We start from the raw sequence: 17,853 nt of genomic DNA, 5'->3' as shown, positions 1-17,853 counted from the left end.
GTTTTGAAACTTTAGGTTCAAAACTAAGTCATGGAACTTCAAATAAGTTCGCTGACGTCCGTACTCACCTAAGGAAAGTTTTAAAGAAGACTTTATATTCAATCTGAAATCCAGCTCAAAAAAACTGGATTTTTTATCGTATTTATAGAGAATATTAATATATTTAAATAAAATAGGTCTAGACCATTTACAAATGCAGTACAAAGGATTATAATGTGTATGAATATATCGGTAGAAAAAGAAAGGAAATCACCATGACAACCTATATACAAGCAGATCAATTCTTTTATCCCCATGGCATTCGTAAGGGAGGATATCTAGAAATTGTCGATGGCAAATTTGGGAAACATGTAGATCAGCTACCAGAGGGAGCTACTGTTTTGGACTATACAGGCTATAGTATTGCTCCTGGTTTGGTCGATACGCACATCCATGGATTTGGTGGAGTTGATGTTATGGACAACAACATCGAGGGAACTCTTCATACTATGAGTGAGGGTCTCTTGAGCACAGGGGTCACTAGCTTTTTGCCAACAACCTTGACCTCTTCTTATGAGCAATTATTGGCAGTAACTGAAAACATTGGAGCACGCTACCAAGAAGCATCTGGTGCTAAGATTCGTGGCATTTACTTTGAAGGACCTTACTTTACAGAGAAGTACAAAGGGGCACAAAATCCAGCCTACATGAAAGATCCTCGAATGGATGAATTCCGTGCATGGCAAAAAGTAGCCAACGGCTTGCTCAATAAAATTGCCCTTGCTCCTGAGCGAGATGGTGTCGAAGACTTTGTCCGCACAGTGACAGGAGAAGGGGTAACGGTTGCGCTTGGTCACTCCAATGCAACCTTTGACGAAGCTAAAAAAGCAGTGGATGCTGGGGCTAGTGTCTGGGTGCATGCCTATAACGGAATGCGCGGTTTGACGCACCGTGAGTTGGGAATGGTTGGGGCTATGTACCAACTTCCTCATACTTATGCAGAGTTAATCTGTGATGGCCATCACGTTGATCCAAAAGCCTGCGACATCCTTCTCAAACAAAAAGGAGTGGAAAATATCGCCTTGATCACCGACTGTATGACAGCTGGTGGCTTGGAAGATGGCGACTACATGTTGGGTGAATTCCCTGTTGTCGTAGAAAATGGAACAGCCCGTTTGAAATCGACAGGGAATCTGGCTGGTTCGATCTTGAAGCTTAAAGATGGATTGAAGAATGTTGTTGAGTGGGGCATTGCCAATCCTCATGAAGCGGTCATGATGGCGAGTCTCAACCCTGCTAAATCTGTCCATATTGATGATGTCTGTGGCCAAATCCGTGAAGGGTATGACGCTGACTTTATTGTATTGGATAAAGATTTAGAGTTGGTAGCAACCTTCTTAGACGGTCAAAAACGATTTGAAGCTTAATGGTGAAAAAGAGGTTCAACTACGAATCGCTTGCTTTCGCCAAACTAAAAATTGAATGTATCCCATAAGCTGAGATGAAAGTCTCAGCTTATTTGAATAGGATTCCTTGATCTAGCCATTTGTCTCTTTGCTCTGATACATGGTATAATGAAAGTAATTGAATCGCGAGGTAGTTTTATGAATAAGATAAACGTACGTTTTTTATTGATGGGCTTGTTTTTCTTTATCTACGGTATGTTGCGCCGTAGTCCCGTCATTTTAGTGGCAGGTAGTGCCTTTTTACTCTATGCCTTTTTTAGTAAATCGATGGTGCAACCGAAGGAAAATATCTTTAAGCCAAAGTTGCGCTTGAATGCGAAGACTTCTAAGTCTGGTGAAAAAACAAAGGAAAGTGACGGGAAATAAGATGAAGAGTTACAAACTAAATGACGGACGCCACATTCCTGTACTTGGTTTTGGTACTTGGAAGGCGAAAGATGGCGAGGAAGCTTATCAAGCAGTAAAAGCAGCCTTAGAAGCGGGCTATCGCCATATTGATACGGCAGCCATCTATCAAAATGAAGAAAGCATCGGAAAGGCTATCAAAGACAGTGGTATTCCAAGAGATGAGCTTTTTGTAACGACCAAGTTGTGGAATAATCGTCACACCTATGAGGATGCTGTCAATGGTCTAGAAGAATCTTTGCACAAATTGGGACTAGATTATATCGATTTGTACCTCATCCACTGGCCGAATCCTGTGACTCACCGAGAAAATGAGGCCTGGAAAGAACGGAATCGTGAGGTTTGGAGAGCCATGGAAGATATGCAGGCAAAAGGAAAGATTCGCTCTATTGGTGTGAGTAACTTCCTGCCCCATCACCTGGATGCTTTGTTGGAGAGTGCAAAAGTTCTTCCGGCAGTCAATCAGATTCGCTTGGCCCCTGGAGTCTATCAAGAGGAAGTAGTCCGTTATTGTCGTGATAAAGGAATTTTATTGGAAGCTTGGGGGCCATTTGGCCAAGGAGAGTTGTTTCAAAATGAGACAGTCCTTACATTGGCTAAACAGTATGACGTGACACCAGCCCAGCTTCTGTTGGCCTGGAGTCTAGCAGAAGGATTTTTACCTCTGCCCAAGTCAGTGACTCCTGAACGCATTGCAAGTAACCTACAATGCTCTGCGATTGCATTATCCCCAGAAGATTGTGACCTTCTTCGGAAGATCCCAGTAGAGGCAGGAGCACCGAATCCAGATACCAAAGACTTTTAGGATTGTTTGTTTTTAATAGACAGTGAGAATTTGCTCTTACTGTCTTTTTTTGTGTAACGAGATGAAAAACGAATGATTTGTTTTAAATATCTAAATATTTGGATATCAAAACCATTAAAAAGCAAACAAAAAACAACTAATTAAAGATATTGTACGGGAATATTACAATTTGATAACAAAGTTAATGTTGAGTGAATTTTCTGAAAAATTAGGAGTATAATAAGAATAATTTAGTATATAGGGGGAATTTTATGAGTAAACAGCGTTTCTCATTGAGAAAATATAAGTTTGGTGTTGCATCGGTGCTGTTAGGATCTGTTCTTGTCTTTGGAGCAGGGAATGTAAGTGCTGATGAAGCGAAACAGCCTGAGACTGCAGTCGTTGCATCTGCAGAAGCAAATCCAATATCGCCAAGTGAGTCTGCGTCTCCTGTAACGAATCAGGCAAGTGAGCAGACTACAGGCTCAGTAGTTGAAAATGGTAAAGTTGTTGACGAGCTAGCTTCCTCAGACAAAGGGGCAACAACTCCATCTGTCGAATCAGACAGCCAAGTCCTTGCGCAGGAAGCAAAAACAGAGGCTCAAGCTACTGAAAAGCAAGCGGAAGTCGTAACTAAAACCGAAGAAAAAACTGCAGAAAAAACATCCGAAGGACAGGAAAAAACAGAAGCAAAACCTTCTTCAACAGAGGAGAAGAGTGAGGCTAAACCTGTAACGGAAGCAAGAACCGAAAAGAAAGCTGAAGATAAACCATTAAGTATTAGCAGCAATACGATTATTAATGTGCCCCAAACTTGGGAAAAAGGGTACAAGGGTGAAGGGACTGTTGTTGCGGTCATTGACTCTGGTTTAGATGTCTACCACGAAGTATTGCGGATTTCAGACCCTACAAAAGGGAAATTCAAAAATCAAACAGAATTAGAAGCTGCCAAAAAAGCAGCGGGAATTGACTACGGAAAATGGTACAACGATAAGGTTGTCTTTGCCTATGATTATATGGATGGAGATGACAATATCAAAGAAAAAGACCATGATTCACACGGTATGCACGTAACAGGGATTGCGACTGGGAACCCTGACAAAAAAGCTGGGGATGGCAACTACGTATATGGAGTTGCTCCAGAAGCCCAAGTGATGTTTATGCGGGTTTTCTCTGATCGTAGTGGATCCACCAGCGATGTTGTCTATGTAAAAGCGATTGATGACGCAGTGGCATTGGGAGCCGATGTCATTAATATGAGTTTAGGATCTGGGACAGGATCTACAGTGAATGCTAGTCCTGCTGTCAGAGAAGCGATTCAACGAGCACGCGCCAAAGGGGTTAGTGTCGTCATCGCGGCAGGTAATAGCAATACTTATGGATATGGTTATAACAACCCAAGTGCTGAAAACCCTGATTATGGTGTCGTGGGTAGTCCTTCAACCGTAGAAGAGTCTATTTCAGTTGCCTCAGTAAACGATTCATTCGTAACAGAAGAAGTCTTTACAGTTCGTGGTTTGGAAGACAATGCTGACTTGGATAAAGGAAAGTTCACCTATACAGCAGCTGAAACAGATGCCAATTTTGAAAATGGGAAAGAATATGACTATGTGGATGCTGGCTTGGGGCGTGAGAGTGATTTAGAGAGTCTCGATTTGACTGGTAAAGTCGCCCTCATCAAACGTGGTGAAATCACCTTCTCAGATAAGGTCGCTAATGTCTATAAAAAAGGAGCGATTGGTGCCCTCATTTACAACAGTGTCGAAGGCGCAAATGTCAAAATGGGTCTAGAAGGTGATGCGAGAAAGATTCCTGCGGTATTTATTTCCAAGCGCTATGGAGAAGCCATCAAAGACAAAGACTACAAGATAGTCTTTGATGGTAGTCTGGATAACCGTCCAAACCCTGACGCTGGGAAGATGTCTGAATTCTCTAGTTGGGGAGTCTCAACGGATGGACAATTAAAACCGGATGTCACAGCACCTGGTGGATCGATCTTCTCTTCACTAAATGATAATAGCTATGGCAGTATCAGCGGAACCAGTATGGCCTCTCCTCATGTGGCTGGGGTATCAGCTTTGGTGAAGGAATACCTTCAAGCTCATCATCCAGAACTTTCACCAGAGGAGCTATCTGCAACGGTTAAGGCCTTGATCATGTCGACTGCAAAACCGCACTTCAACAAAGAAACGGGGGCCTACACTTCGGTACGTCAACAAGGGGCAGGGATTGTAGATACTGCTGCAGCTGTCTCGACAGATTTATATGTAACGAATGAAGATGCTTACCCAAGCGTAACCCTTGGTAATGTAGAAGATCGATTCAGTTTTGATGTGACCGTTCATAATATTTCTGATACTGACAGAGAGTTGAAGATGATTGTGAATACCACTACCGACGATGTAAAAGACGATCACTTTACCTTGAAGCCACGGAAATTAACAGAGACAGTATGGCCAAATGTCACCGTAAAAGCCCATAGTAGTCAGACAGTGACGGTGACTGTCGATGCATCTAAGTTTGCGGAAGAATTGACTAAATTGATGCCGAACGGTTACTTCCTAGAAGGATTTGTTCGCTTTGTGGATCCAGCAGATGATGGCGATGTGGTTAGCATTCCATTTATGGGATTCCGTGGTTCCTTCCAAGATATCCCTGCGGTTGAAAAACCAATCTACAACTTGGTAAGAGAAGGGAAATCAGGATTCTACTATGATGTCCCAGAAACCAAACACGTGCCATCCAATGCGAACGTCACCTCTTTAGTTTCAAACGCGAATGATGTGCTCTATACGACTGCTAAGAAGGAAACAGCAGAACGAAGTCCAATCGTTCTTGGAACAGTGGAAACATCAGAAGGGTTGAATGTCCTTCATTTGGATACTGACGGCAATGTCCGTCTGGCTATTTCTCCAGATGGAGATGGGAACAAAGATTATGTGCAGTATCGTGCAGTCGTCTTGCGAAACCTAAAAAATATGAAAGCAGCTGTCTACAAGGCAGATGATCAAGCATTTGCTAATCCAATTTGGTCAAGTACAGGATCTTTCTCTGCTCGTAAGAATTATTTTGACGGACGTGGGAAACGATCTTATCTAGTCGACAATACGGCTTGGGAAGGAACGGATGCCAAGGGTGAAAAGGTAGCGGATGGTCACTATGTCTATGAAGTTCGCTATACGCCAGCCGTTCCAGGAGCAGAAGAGCAAGTTGTTCGCTTTAATCTCCAAATCGACACCCAAAAACCAGTCTTGACTTCAGGTTATACGACCAAGAAGGATGGGGTAGAAACCTTCTATGCTCGTAAAACAAAAGATATTGGCAATGGTGGAATCTTACGAGAGCAAGTCTTCTATGTCAAAGCCTTTGATGAAGAAGGAACCCTGGTTAAGGAGGGGAAAGACGCCCTAGGGAAGACCAGTCGCTTTGAAAACCGTGTCTATTTAACGGCGAATGAAGATGGTGGCTATACTCTTCCAGAAGGAATCAGTAAAGACTTACTTTACTATGTGGTAGAAGACTACGCTGGAAACCGCGACTTTGCCTCTCTTGCTGATTTTGCTGGTAGTGAAGATAGTGGCCGGATTAAGGTGTCAGTCCTAGATGCCGATACACATAAAGAATTAGATACCGATTTTGTCTACCGTATCAAGGATGATCAAGGACAGTATGTCAACTTAGACAAAGGGAAAGAAATCAATTTCCTTAAGTTTGGTAGCTACGTGGCAGAACTCTTTGCCTATGACAAATCAGATCTGAAACTCGTCAGCGAACGAACTCAGAAATTTGAAATCACTGCAGAGGACAGCTTTAAGACCATCGAATTCTTGGCCAAAGAGATTGTCACTGCACCTTTGAGCCTGGTCTTTGATCAAGCAGTACCAAGAACAACACCAGTTGTCTTGAAAAATCAAGCTGGTGAAACCTTTGTTCTTCCAGTTCAACGCTATGGCAAGAATGCTTTTGGAAAAGATGTCCCAGTTGGAACATACACGATTTCTGTCAGTCTACCAACAGGTTATGAGTTGTTTGAGGATGCACCGACTGTGACCGTTCTAGCAGACCAAAACAATCTCACAAAACTATCTGTTGTCATTAAGACCCAATTGTTGCAATTGTTGGCCCAACAAGCTAACTTGACCAGCACTCCTCAGTACTTTAATGCAACAAGTGAAAAACGTTTAGCCTATGATGCAGCTTATCAAGAAGCTCAGAAAGCTCTTGCGACTAAGTTATCACAAGCAGAAGTTAACCAAATCTTCTCAAATCTTGGATTGGTTACAAGTCAATTAGACGGAAAAGAGTCTGATTTTACAGCGCTAAAATCAGCCATTGCTGCCTATGATGTAACCTCAAAAACAGGTCGCTATGCCAACACTAAGGATTCCGCTCGACGTGCCTTTGACCAAAGCTTTAAGGAATTGGCTCTCTTGCTCGTCCGTGAAGGTGTGACACAAGAGCAAATCAACCAAGCACTTGCGAATTACCAGGCAGCTGATCAACAGTTAAATGGAAAAACAACCGATTTTTCAAGTCTAAAGAAATTGATTGAGGCAGAACTCCAGTTCCAAGCTAAGAACGCTAAGTTTATCTATGCAGCAGATAAGGTGAAGGTAAACTACCTGCAAGCCTTTATCCGCGCTCAAGCTGTATTGGCTAATCCTGGTGCTAGTCAACAGGAAGTCAAGGCGGTATTAGCTGAGGTTAAAGCTGCTAAGAAAAAATTAAATGGGAAAAAACCAAAGATTGTAAAACGCCCATAACAGTCACCTTTCTTTGAAAGGATTTGCAACAAGTCTGAAACACCTGTTTCGGACTTGTTTTTGGTTTACACTAGAGTAGAAATCTGCTATAATACTAGTCAAGAAAGAAAGGCTTATGGCGTTTTTTAAGCGAGCTTGGGATAGTGAAAGCCAAGCAGAACAAGATAAGCAAGTGGCGCTTTCTCTCAGTAAAAAGCTGAGTACAGTAGAATAAAATGAAGTAATAAATTAGGGTGGAACCGCGTTTTTGACGCCCCTAGGTCACTTGACTTAGGAGCAAAGACACGGTTTTTTTGTATCCAAAGTCGCAAGAAATTATAAAAAGGAGAAGAAGATGTCTAAAAAACTAACCTTCCAAGAAATTATTTTGACTTTGCAACAATACTGGAATGACCAGGGTTGTATGCTCATGCAGGCGTATGATAACGAGAAGGGTGCGGGAACCATGAGTCCTTATACCTTCCTTCGTGCCATCGGTCCTGAGCCATGGAATGCGGCTTATGTAGAGCCATCACGTCGTCCAGCTGATGGACGTTACGGGGAAAACCCAAACCGTCTTTACCAACACCACCAATTCCAAGTGGTCATGAAACCATCGCCTTCAAATATCCAAGAACTCTACCTCGAGTCTTTGGAAAAATTGGGCATCAACCCATTGGAACACGATATTCGTTTCGTTGAAGATAACTGGGAAAACCCATCAACTGGTTCAGCTGGTCTTGGTTGGGAAGTTTGGCTTGACGGTATGGAAATCACTCAGTTCACCTACTTCCAACAAGTCGGTGGTTTGGCAACTGGTCCTGTTACCGCTGAGGTCACTTATGGGTTGGAGCGTTTAGCTTCTTATATCCAAGAAGTAGATTCTGTTTACGATATTGAGTGGGCTCCAGGGGTAAAATACGGAGAAATCTTCCTTCAACCAGAATACGAGCACTCAAAATACAGCTTTGAAGTTTCTGACCAAGATATGTTGCTTGAAAACTTTGAGAAATTTGAAAAAGAAGCAGGACGTGCTTTGGAATTGGGCCTTGTTCACCCAGCCTATGACTATGTTTTGAAATGCTCACACACCTTCAACTTGCTAGATGCACGTGGTGCTGTTTCTGTTACAGAACGCGCTGGCTACATTGCACGCATCCGTAACTTGGCCCGTGTTGTAGCCAAAACCTTCGTCGCAGAACGCAAGAAACTCGGTTACCCACTGCTCGACGAAGCCACACGCGCAAAACTCCTAGCAGAAGAGGAAGAATAAAGAGAGCGTATTAGATGGGATTGGATGATAGAGCAATCCTACAGAACCAGTTGCCACAGTGATAAAGGTATCGTTAGAGAAACTAACGATACCAGGCAAAATTGGAGACCTTAGGCTCCAATTTTAGCAATGAAACGACGAAGTCGGTTGCTTGCGTGCCAATCACATAAGCCAAACTGGAAAAAAAGATATTTTTCGGAGAAAAAACATGACAAAAAACTTATTAGTAGAACTTGGACTTGAAGAGTTGCCAGCCTACGTTGTCACACCAAGTGAAAAACAACTCGGTGAGAAAATGGCAGCCTTCTTGGATGACAACCGTCTTTCATATGAAAGCATTCAAACCTTCTCAACACCACGTCGTTTAGCCGTCCGTGTGATTGGTTTGGCGGATCAACAATCTGATTTGACCGAAGATTTTAAAGGACCTTCTAAGAAAATCGCCTTGGATGCTGATGGAAACTTCTCAAAAGCAGCCCAAGGATTTGTTCGTGGAAAGGGCTTGACCGTTGACTATATCGAATTCCGTGAAGTCAAAGGGGAAGAGTACGTTTACGTGACGAAACACGAAGCTGGAAAACCTGCCAAAGAAGTTTTGGCTGGCATTCCAGAAGTGCTTGCTTCATTGACGTTCCCTGTCAGCATGCACTGGGCTAACAACAGCTTTGAATACATTCGCCCTGTTCACACCTTGACCGTCCTTTTGGGAGACGAGGCGCTTGACCTTGATTTCTTGGATATCAAGTCAGGTCGTGTGAGCCGTGGTCACCGTTTCCTCGGACACGAAGTGGAAATCACCAATGCGGATTCTTATGAAGAAGACCTTCGTACCGTTTACGTGATTGCAGATAGCAAAGAACGTGAAAACATGATTCGTGAGCAAATCAAAGCTATCGAAGCAGAACAAGGTGTTCAAGTCCAAATCGAAGAAAGTCTTTTGAATGAAGTCTTGAACTTGGTGGAATACCCAACTGCCTTTATGGGAAGTTTTGATACTAAGTATTTGGATGTTCCAGAAGAAGTTTTGGTGACCTCAATGGAAACGCACCAACGTTACTTTGTCGTACGTGACCTTGATGGTCAGCTGAAACCAAATTTCATTTCCGTCCGGAATGGGAACGCTGAGCACTTGGAAAATGTTATCCGAGGAAATGAAAAAGTCCTGGTGGCCCGTCTTGAAGATGGTGAATTCTTCTGGCGTGAAGACCAAAAACTTAAAATTGAAGACCTCGTGGCTAAATTGGCACACGTGACCTTCCATGAAAAAATCGGTTCTCTCTCAGAACATATGGCCCGTGCTGGTGTCATTGCCGCGTCATTGGCCGAGCAAGCTGGTTTGACTGCTGAAGAAACGGCAGCCGTAGCGCGTGCAGCTGAAATCTATAAATTTGACCTCTTGACGGGTATGGTCGGAGAGTTCGATGAATTGCAAGGAATCATGGGTGAAAAATACGCCCTCCTTGCTGGTGAGGATGCTGCGGTTGCGACAGCTATCCGTGAGCATTACCTTCCTGATGCAGCAGATGGAGCCCTTCCAGAGACTAAGGTTGGTGCTATCCTTGCCCTTGCAGATAAATTGGATACCCTCCTTTCATTCTTCTCAGTAGGCTTGATTCCATCAGGTTCCAATGACCCTTATGCGCTTCGTCGTGCAACACAAGGGATTGTTCGTATCTTGGATGCCTTTGGTTGGTATATCCCGATGGATGAGTTAATCGACAGCCTTTACGGACTTTCATTTGCTAGTCTTTCTTATGACAATCAAGCAGAAGTGCTCAACTTCATCAAGGCGCGTGTGGACAAGATGATGGGACGTACACCAAAAGATATCAAGGAAGCTGTACTTGCTGGTTCAAACTTTGTCGTAGCAGATATGCTTGAAGCAGCAGATGCTCTCTCAGAAGCTGCTAAGACGGATGGCTACAAGGCAGCTGTTGAATCACTCTCACGTGCCTTCAACTTGGCAGAAAAAGCAGATGCTTCAGTAGCAGTCGATGCTAGTCTCTTTGAAAATGATCAAGAAAAGGCCCTTGCTAAGGCGATTGAAGAATTAGAATTGACTGGTTCAGCTAGTGATAAATTGGCACAGCTCTTTGCTCTTAGTCCAGTCATCGATGCCTTCTTTGACAACACGATGGTAATGGCTGAAGATGAGGCTGTTAAAAAAAACCGTTTGGCCCTGCTTGCAGGTCTTGTGTCTAAAGCTAATGCTGTTGCAGCCTTTAATCAATTGAATACAAAATAAGTACCTGTTGACAGGTAGAAAGTAGGTCTGATAATGACACCTGAAAAAATTGCTCGGATCAATGAGCTGGCAAAAAAGAAAAAAACAGAAGGTTTGACTCCTGCTGAAAAGGTAGAGCAAGCCAAACTCCGTGAAGAATATATTGAGGGTTATCGTCGCTCAGTTCGTCACCACATCGAAGGAATTAAAGTGGTTGACGAAGAAGGTAACGATGTGACGCCTGAAAAACTTCGTCAAGTCCAACGAGAAAAAGGCTTGCATGGCCGTAGCCTTGATGATCCCAATTCATAAATAGACAATAGAAAACTCGATCAGATGTTGAACTGATCGAGTTTTCTTGTTCTATATGGGCTACTCTGAATCCTTATCTTTATTTTTGTAGTTTTTCCATTGATTTTTAAATATCCAAATGGAGACGGCAAGAACGAAGGTTGCTGTCCAAAAAATCCAAGGAACAGGGGTGCGTAGGAAAAAGTAGACAGCAATTAGGTCGGCCAATAGCAGACCAAGGAGTTGGTATTTCTTATCTTTCATGGAATTATTGTATCATAATTTGCTTCTCTAGGTCTATTGGTTGATAGGATGAGCTTTTAAAGAATAGGAACTTTTTATCCGAAAATGATGAGTGGATAGAGGAGAGAATCTCAAGTGCATCTTGGTCAGATTTGTGGTAAAATAGATAGGATATGAGTAAAGAATTTCATCATGTAACGGTCTTGCTCCATGAAACGATTGATATGCTGGATGTAAAGCCAGATGGAATCTATGTGGATGCCACTCTAGGTGGAGCTGGCCATAGCGAATATTTATTAAGTCAATTAAGTGAAAAAGGACATTTATATGCCTTTGACCAGGATCAGCATGCGATTGATAATGCGGAGAAACGATTAGCTCCTTATGTTGAAAAAGGCATGGTAACTTTCATCAAAGACAATTTCCGGAATCTTCAAGCGCGTCTCCAAGAATTGGGAGTCAGTGAAATTGATGGTATTTGTTATGACTTGGGAGTCTCTAGTCCTCAGTTAGATGAGCGGTCTCGTGGTTTTTCTTATAAAAAAGACGCTCCCCTTGACATGCGGATGAATCAAGAAGCTTCTTTAACGGCTTATGACGTAGTCAATAACTATGATTACCACGATTTAGTCCGAATCTTTTTCAAGTATGGGGAAGATAAATTCTCCAAACAAATTGCCAGGAAGATTGAACAAGCACGTGCGGTGAAGCCAATTGAAACGACAACGGAATTGGCTGAAATCATCAAATCTGCTAAGCCAGCGAAAGAATTGAAGAAAAAAGGCCATCCAGCCAAACAGATTTTTCAGGCTATTCGAATCGAAGTCAATGATGAATTGGGAGCGGCTGATGAATCAATCCAGCAGGCTATGGATTTATTGGCCGTTGGTGGTCGTATTTCAGTCATTACCTTTCATTCATTGGAAGATCGTTTGACCAAGCAACTATTTAAAGAGGCTTCTACAGTGGAAGTCCCTAAAGGCTTGCCCTTTATCCCAGATGACTTAAAACCAAAGATGGAATTAGTCTCTCGAAAACCGATTCTTCCAAGTCAGGAAGAGTTAGAAAGTAATAATCGAGCGCACTCTGCGAAACTGAGGGTTGCTCGAAAAATTCATAAGTAAGAGGAAACAACGAATGGCAGATCAACCATCACAATCCCGTAGTAATCAACTCCAAGAACGAATTCGTCGCTTTTCAAGAGTGGAAAAAGCATTTTATGGTTCTATTATCCTAACAGCGATTGTTCTGGCGGTTAGTATTATTTTTATGCAAACGCGGATTTTACAAGTTCAAAGTGAATTAACCAACCTCAATACAGAATTAAAAACAAAAGAGACTGAACTAGAAGATATCCGACAAGAAGTCAATGAGTTGACTCGATATGAACGCTTGTCTAAGTTAGCTAGTTCTCAGGGGATGACCCTCCAAAAAGAAAATCGAAAAGTGGTGAGTTCAAGTAGCGATGAGTAAATTAAAGAAGAAAATCATTCGTTATTCCCTTAAAAAAAGGAAACTTCCAGACCAAAATCGTCGGCAAGTAGCTAAGAATTTAAGTTTGCTTTCCATTCTTGTTTTCTTCATATTTCTCATTAATTTTGCAGTTATTATAGGCACAGATAGCAAATTCGGAAAAAATTTATCTGAGTTATCCCATCAAGTCCATCAGAAAACAGAGATTGTTCCAGCCAAACGAGGAACAATTTATGACCGAAATGGAGCTGTTATTGCTGAAGATGCGACGACTTATAATGTTTATGCGATCATCGACAAAACCTATAAATCGGCAAAAGGTGAAGTTTTATACGTTGAAGAAAGTCAATACAACCAAGTAGCAGATGTTTTTAATCGTTATTTGGGCATGGAAAAAGACTATGTCGTCCAACAACTGTCGCAGAAGAAGCTCAACCAGGTTTCTTTTGGTGCAGCGGGGAACGATATTACCTATAGCAATATGGATGCTATCCGGAGTGAACTAGAAGCTGCCAACATTAAAGGTGTTGATTTTACGACGAGTCCAAACCGGAGTTATAAAAATGGGACCTTTGCCTCTCAATTTATCGGTCAAGCTCAATTGATAGAAGATAAAGAAGGCAATAAAACCCTGCAGGGAACAACGGGAATCGAAAAGTCTTTGGATCGCATCCTAGGTGGTCAGGATGGCGTCGTGACCTATGAAAAGGATCGCAACGGAAATATTGTGCCGGGATCAGATAAGGTTGCCGTGAAGACAGAAGATGGGAAGGATGTCTACACAACCCTTTCTGCGGAACTTCAAACCTATCTCGAAACGCGTATGGATGTCTTCCAAGAAAAGGTGAAAGGTAAATATGTCAGTGCGACCCTGGTCAGTGCCAAAACAGGGGAAATCCTTGCAACGACGCAACGTCCAACCTATAATGCAGATACCAAAGAAGGCTTGGATATTAAGAATCTGAGAACCTGGAATACCATCCTTTATCAAGATCAATATGAACCGGGTTCAACGATGAAGGTCATGTTATTAGCTTCGGCGATTGATCATGGAACCTTCCCAGCCTATAATGAGGTATACTACAATAACGAACTACAAGTAAAAGATGCAACGATCCGTGACTGGGATGTCAATAAGGGCTTGTCAGAAGGTCGCTATATGAATATTGCCCAAGGTTTCGCCTATTCAAGTAACATTGGGATGACCAAGCTTGAACAGAAGATGGGCAATAATGTCTGGATGAATTACCTCAAACTCTTTAAGTTCGGACTTCCTACACGTTTTGGAATGGGAGACGAAGGTTTTGGAGGCCTACCAGGAGATAACTATGTCACTCAAGCCATGTCTTCTTTCGGTCAAGGGATTTCGGTGACCCAAACGCAGATGTTGCGTGCATTTTCTGCCATTGCAAATGATGGGGAAATGTTGGAGCCTAAATTTATCAGTGCGATTTACGACGGCAAGCATGAAACTGCTCGTAAATCACAAAGAGAGATTGTCGGCAATCCAGTACCCGCTTCGGTTGCCCAACAGACCCGTAATTACATGATTACGGTAGGGACTGATCCTCAATTTGGTACCCTCTATTCATCGGATGGTCCCATTATCCAAGTAGCTGGACAAAATGTTGCTGTTAAATCGGGGACAGCCCAAATTGCGACGGCTAACGGGTATTTGGATGGAGAAAATAACAATATCAACTCCATTGTAGTCATGACGCCTGCCGAGGATCCAGATTTTATCATGTATGTGACGGTTCAACAACCTGAGATCAGCTTTAGTCCGACCAGTTGGCAAGAACTAGTCAATCCAGTCTTGGAAGATGCGGTTGCTTTGAAGGATGAGTTGAATCTAGTAACGGAAACCAAAGCCTTGGATGGGGTCACGAAAGAGGACACCTATAAGATGCCGTCGGCAGAATCCTTGTCGAAAGAATTGAACTTGAAGCAGACCATCAGCCCAGGTGGCTTCGCAGATGAACTGCGTCGCAATCTGATCCAGCCTGTTGTCCTAGGAACTGGAAAGAATATTAAAAAGATGTCTGTATCAGCAGGAACGAAATTAAAAGCAAATGAGCAAGTGTTATTATTAACAGATGACTTGGATTCAGTTCCGGATATGTATGGATGGACCAAGGAAAATGTTGATAAATTTGCGGAATGGACGGGCATTGAGATCACCTATAAAGGGGAAGGTTCTCGTGTGAGCAAACAAAACGTCAAAGTAGAAACTGCTTTAAAGAAGACGAAGAAAATAACAATTACATTAGGAGATTGATATGTTACTTGCTACCCTAGTAGTATCATTTATTCTAACGGTTATTGGCATTCCTGCCTTTATCCGTTTCTATCAACGGGCCCATATTTCGGGCCAACAAATGCACGAAGATGTGAAGCAACACAAAGCCAAAGCAGGCACTCCAACTATGGGGGGAGTGGTCTTCTTGATCACTTCAGTTTTTGTCACCCTTGTCTTTAGCTTCCTAACTGGGAACTTTACGCGTCCTGTTCAATTGATCCTCTTTATTTTGGTCTTGTATGGAATCGTCGGTTTCTTGGATGACTTCTTAAAGGTCTTTCGTAAGATCAATGAAGGGTTAAATCCCAAGCAAAAATTAGCCTTGCAATTGGTGGGAGGAATCATTTTCTATCTCTTTTCTGAACGCCATGGAGGCGGTAGTCTTCTCAATGTCTTTGGTTGGGATGTCTATTTGGGACATTTCTATATTATCTTTGCCTTGTTCTGGTTGGTTGGTTTTTCAAACGCAGTCAATTTAACGGACGGGATTGATGGCTTGGCAAGCATTTCGGTAACCATCAGCTTGATCGCTTATTCCATCATCGCTGTTTGGCAAAGACGAATCGATATCCTTTTTGTGACCATCAGTATGATTGGAGCTCTATTAGGTTTCTTCGTCTACAACCACAAGCCGGCCAAGATTTTCATGGGAGATGTTGGAAGCCTAGCACTAGGTGGGATGCTTGCGACTCTATCCATGGCTCTCCACGTAGAGTGGACCTTGCTCTTGATTGGGATTGTCTACGTCTTTGAGACTAGCTCTGTCATGCTCCAAGTGTCCTATTTCAAATGGACCAAGAAAAGGACAGGGGAAGGACGCCGAATCTTCCGCATGACGCCTTTCCATCACCATTTAGAATTAGGTGGTCTGTCAGGTAATGGTCCTAAATGGTCTGAGTGGAAGGTCGATGCCTTTCTCTGGAGTGTCGGTGCAGGAATGAGCGCCTTGACCCTCTTGATCTACTATCTGATCAATTCATAAGACATGAATCATAAAAGGTTGGGATTTCTATCTCAGCCTTTTTGGCTGGGGAGGAATTGCTGTCCAAAAGAAGAGCGGGAAGAGGACTTTTCTGATATAATAGTAGAGATGATGAAAGGATAAGAGAATGAAATTTACAGATTTTAAGTTTAAGGACTATATCCAAGAGGCCTTAAAAGAGATTAATTTTATTGAAGCGACAGAAGTTCAAGAAAAACTCATCCCGATTGTTTTAGCAGGTCGAGATTTGGTCGGTGAATCCAAAACAGGATCAGGGAAGACCCATACTTTCCTCTTGCCAATTTTTCAAACCTTAAATGAGGATAGTAGCAATGTCGAAGTGGTCATTACAGCGCCTAGTCGGGAGTTGGCCACACAGATTTACCAAGCGGCTCGTCAGATTGCTAGCCACTGTGAAAAGGAAATTCGGATTGCTAACTATGTTGGCGGAACTGATAAGGCTCGTCAGATTGATAAGCTCCAAGTGGCTCAACCGCATATCGTGATTGGGACACCAGGACGCATCTATGATTTGGTTGCCTCTGGAGATTTAGCCATTCATAAGGCCCATACCTTTGTGGTCGATGAGGCTGATATGACTCTCGATATGGGCTTTTTGACGACGGTAGATAAGATTGCATCCAGTCTTCCCAAACAACTCCAATTCTTGGTCTTCTCTGCTACGATTCCGCAAAAGTTGCAACCTTTCTTGAAGAAATACCTATCCAACCCTGTCATGGAGCAGATCAAAACCAAAACGGTGATCTCGGACACCATTGATAACTGGTTGGTATCGACAAAAGGGCGCGATAAGAATGAGCAAGTCTATCAACTAACCCAGGCTCTTCAACCTTATCTGGCTATGATTTTTGTGAACACCAAGGACAGAGCAGATGACTTGCATGCTTATTTGGTAGAAAAGGGCCTTAAAGTCGCTAAAATCCATGGAGGGGTTCCTCCACGGGAGCGTAAGCGGATTATGAACCAAGTCAAAAACCTGGATTTTGAATATATCGTTGCGACAGATTTGGCAGCGCGTGGTATTGATATTGAAGGGGTCAGTCATGTCATCAACGATGCCATTCCACAAGATTTGTCCTTCTTTGTCCACCGCGTTGGCCGGACTGGTCGGAATGGCCTTCCTGGTACAGCTATTACCCTCTATCAACCGAGTGATGACTCAGACATTCGGGAGCTTGAAAAATTGGGGATTCAATTTGTACCTAAGGTCTTGAAGGGTGGGGCTATCGAGGATACCTATGACCGGGATCGTCGGGCTAATCGTGAAAAACGCCAAGAAAAACTCGATATTGAGATGATTGGCTTGGTCAAGAAGAAAAAGAAAAAAATCAAACCAGGCTACAAGAAAAAAATCAAATGGGCCGTGGACGAGAAACGTCGGAAAGCCAAGCGAGCTGAGAACCGCGCTCGCGGTCGGGCAGAAAGAAAGGCTAAACGCCAAACCTTTTAGTGATAAAGAAATTTAAAGATTTCCATAAAAATTAACTATTTGGTCGCTGATTTATTTTGTGATAGACTATCTATAGATAGTCTATTTTTTGCTTTTGCGGGAGATGCTTGCTTGTTATCACATCAGACCTGAAGCATGATTTACGAACAATCAATAGCAAAACTCAGCATTTTAACTGTAAATATGATAGAATGATTCATTATCGAGGGAGGAAGTAACGA

13 protein-coding genes are annotated in these 17,853 nt (G+C 42.7%); 12 read left to right on the top strand and 1 reads right to left on the bottom strand.

The window, feature by feature from the left end; all coding sequences use genetic code 11:
* Nucleotides 1-254: 254 nt before the first annotated feature.
* The 7 genes from nagA (at nucleotide 255) to ADF75_RS05765 (ending at nucleotide 11,185) form a co-directional block, all read left to right on the top strand.
* Nucleotides 255-1,406: an N-acetylglucosamine-6-phosphate deacetylase gene (gene nagA / locus ADF75_RS05795; protein WP_048789459.1), complete on the top strand. Its 1,152-nt coding sequence runs from the start codon at nucleotides 255-257 to the stop codon at nucleotides 1,404-1,406.
* Nucleotides 1,407-1,583: 177 nt separating this feature from the next.
* Nucleotides 1,584-1,811 (top strand): hypothetical protein, encoded by a 228-nt coding sequence (locus tag ADF75_RS05790; protein ID WP_006597076.1) that lies wholly within the window; start codon nucleotides 1,584-1,586, stop codon nucleotides 1,809-1,811.
* A 1-nt stretch (nucleotide 1,812) separates the two neighbouring features.
* Nucleotides 1,813-2,655 carry an aldo/keto reductase gene (locus ADF75_RS05785; RefSeq protein WP_048789458.1) on the top strand — a complete coding sequence of 281 codons (843 nt, stop codon included), beginning with the start codon at nucleotides 1,813-1,815 and terminating at the stop codon, nucleotides 2,653-2,655.
* A 251-nt stretch (nucleotides 2,656-2,906) separates the two neighbouring features.
* Nucleotides 2,907-7,397 carry a S8 family serine peptidase gene (locus ADF75_RS05780; protein ID WP_048789457.1) on the top strand — a complete coding sequence of 1,497 codons (4,491 nt, stop codon included), beginning with the start codon at nucleotides 2,907-2,909 and terminating at the stop codon, nucleotides 7,395-7,397.
* Between the two features lie 334 nt (nucleotides 7,398-7,731).
* Entirely contained in the window at nucleotides 7,732-8,649 is a 918-nt protein-coding gene (glyQ, locus tag ADF75_RS05775) for a glycine--tRNA ligase subunit alpha (protein ID WP_000038760.1), read from the top strand.
* A gap of 208 nt (nucleotides 8,650-8,857) precedes the next feature.
* Entirely contained in the window at nucleotides 8,858-10,894 is a 2,037-nt protein-coding gene (glyS, locus tag ADF75_RS05770; protein ID WP_048789456.1) for a glycine--tRNA ligase subunit beta, read from the top strand.
* A 33-nt stretch (nucleotides 10,895-10,927) separates the two neighbouring features.
* Nucleotides 10,928-11,185: a DUF896 family protein gene (locus ADF75_RS05765; RefSeq protein ID WP_048789455.1), complete on the top strand. Its 258-nt coding sequence runs from the start codon at nucleotides 10,928-10,930 to the stop codon at nucleotides 11,183-11,185.
* A 60-nt stretch (nucleotides 11,186-11,245) separates the two neighbouring features.
* On the opposite strand, the gene ADF75_RS05760 is transcribed toward ADF75_RS05765, so the two are convergent.
* A complete protein-coding gene (locus tag ADF75_RS05760) occupies nucleotides 11,246-11,428 on the bottom strand; it encodes a hypothetical protein (protein WP_048789454.1) in 183 nt (60 codons plus the stop codon).
* A 152-nt stretch (nucleotides 11,429-11,580) separates the two neighbouring features.
* Between ADF75_RS05760 and rsmH the strand changes: the two genes are divergently transcribed.
* The 5 genes from rsmH to ADF75_RS05735 all read left to right on the top strand — a co-directional run bounded on the left by rsmH (nucleotide 11,581) and on the right by ADF75_RS05735 (nucleotide 17,632).
* The gene (gene rsmH / locus ADF75_RS05755) at nucleotides 11,581-12,531 is read left to right on the top strand and encodes a 16S rRNA (cytosine(1402)-N(4))-methyltransferase RsmH (protein ID WP_048789453.1); all 951 of its coding nucleotides are present in this window, start codon (nucleotides 11,581-11,583) and stop codon (nucleotides 12,529-12,531) included.
* 13 nt (nucleotides 12,532-12,544) lie between these two features.
* On the top strand, nucleotides 12,545-12,880 hold the full coding sequence (gene ftsL / locus ADF75_RS05750) for a cell division protein FtsL (RefSeq protein WP_048789452.1): 336 nt from the start codon (nucleotides 12,545-12,547) through the stop codon (nucleotides 12,878-12,880).
* The gene (gene pbp2X / locus ADF75_RS05745) at nucleotides 12,873-15,158 is read left to right on the top strand and encodes a penicillin-binding protein PBP2X (RefSeq protein WP_048789451.1); all 2,286 of its coding nucleotides are present in this window, start codon (nucleotides 12,873-12,875) and stop codon (nucleotides 15,156-15,158) included. The genes ftsL and pbp2X overlap by 8 nt, the downstream gene beginning before the upstream one ends.
* A gap of 1 nt (nucleotide 15,159) precedes the next feature.
* Complete coding sequence (gene mraY, locus ADF75_RS05740; protein WP_048789450.1) at nucleotides 15,160-16,161, top strand: phospho-N-acetylmuramoyl-pentapeptide-transferase; 1,002 nt, start codon at nucleotides 15,160-15,162, stop codon at nucleotides 16,159-16,161.
* Nucleotides 16,162-16,288: 127 nt separating this feature from the next.
* Complete coding sequence (locus ADF75_RS05735) at nucleotides 16,289-17,632, top strand: DEAD/DEAH box helicase (RefSeq protein WP_048789449.1); 1,344 nt, start codon at nucleotides 16,289-16,291, stop codon at nucleotides 17,630-17,632.
* Nucleotides 17,633-17,853: the final 221 nt, after the last annotated feature.

This window comes from Streptococcus sp. 1171_SSPC, from assembly GCF_001069335.1.
Classification (GTDB): domain Bacteria; phylum Bacillota; class Bacilli; order Lactobacillales; family Streptococcaceae; genus Streptococcus; species Streptococcus xiaochunlingii.
This window is presented reverse-complemented; position numbering and strand designations above follow the sequence as displayed.

Bases quoted from the DNA above. Each gene is read 5' to 3' on its own strand.
- ADF75_RS05785 (WP_048789458.1), top strand. From the start codon at position 1,813: ATGAAGAGTTACAAACTAAATGACGGACGCCACATTCCTGTACTTGGT.
- ADF75_RS05765 (WP_048789455.1), top strand. From the start codon at position 10,928: ATGACACCTGAAAAAATTGCTCGGATCAATGAGCTGGCAAAAAAGAAA.
- ADF75_RS05780 (WP_048789457.1), top strand. From the start codon at position 2,907: ATGAGTAAACAGCGTTTCTCATTGAGAAAATATAAGTTTGGTGTTGCA.
- glyQ (WP_000038760.1), top strand. From the start codon at position 7,732: ATGTCTAAAAAACTAACCTTCCAAGAAATTATTTTGACTTTGCAACAA.
- pbp2X (WP_048789451.1), top strand. From the start codon at position 12,873: ATGAGTAAATTAAAGAAGAAAATCATTCGTTATTCCCTTAAAAAAAGG.
- glyS (WP_048789456.1), top strand. From the start codon at position 8,858: ATGACAAAAAACTTATTAGTAGAACTTGGACTTGAAGAGTTGCCAGCC.
- mraY (WP_048789450.1), top strand. From the start codon at position 15,160: ATGTTACTTGCTACCCTAGTAGTATCATTTATTCTAACGGTTATTGGC.
- ADF75_RS05790 (WP_006597076.1), top strand. From the start codon at position 1,584: ATGAATAAGATAAACGTACGTTTTTTATTGATGGGCTTGTTTTTCTTT.
- rsmH (WP_048789453.1), top strand. From the start codon at position 11,581: ATGAGTAAAGAATTTCATCATGTAACGGTCTTGCTCCATGAAACGATT.
- ADF75_RS05735 (WP_048789449.1), top strand. From the start codon at position 16,289: ATGAAATTTACAGATTTTAAGTTTAAGGACTATATCCAAGAGGCCTTA.
- nagA (WP_048789459.1), top strand. From the start codon at position 255: ATGACAACCTATATACAAGCAGATCAATTCTTTTATCCCCATGGCATT.
- ADF75_RS05760 (WP_048789454.1), bottom strand. From the start codon at position 11,428: ATGAAAGATAAGAAATACCAACTCCTTGGTCTGCTATTGGCCGACCTA.
- ftsL (WP_048789452.1), top strand. From the start codon at position 12,545: ATGGCAGATCAACCATCACAATCCCGTAGTAATCAACTCCAAGAACGA.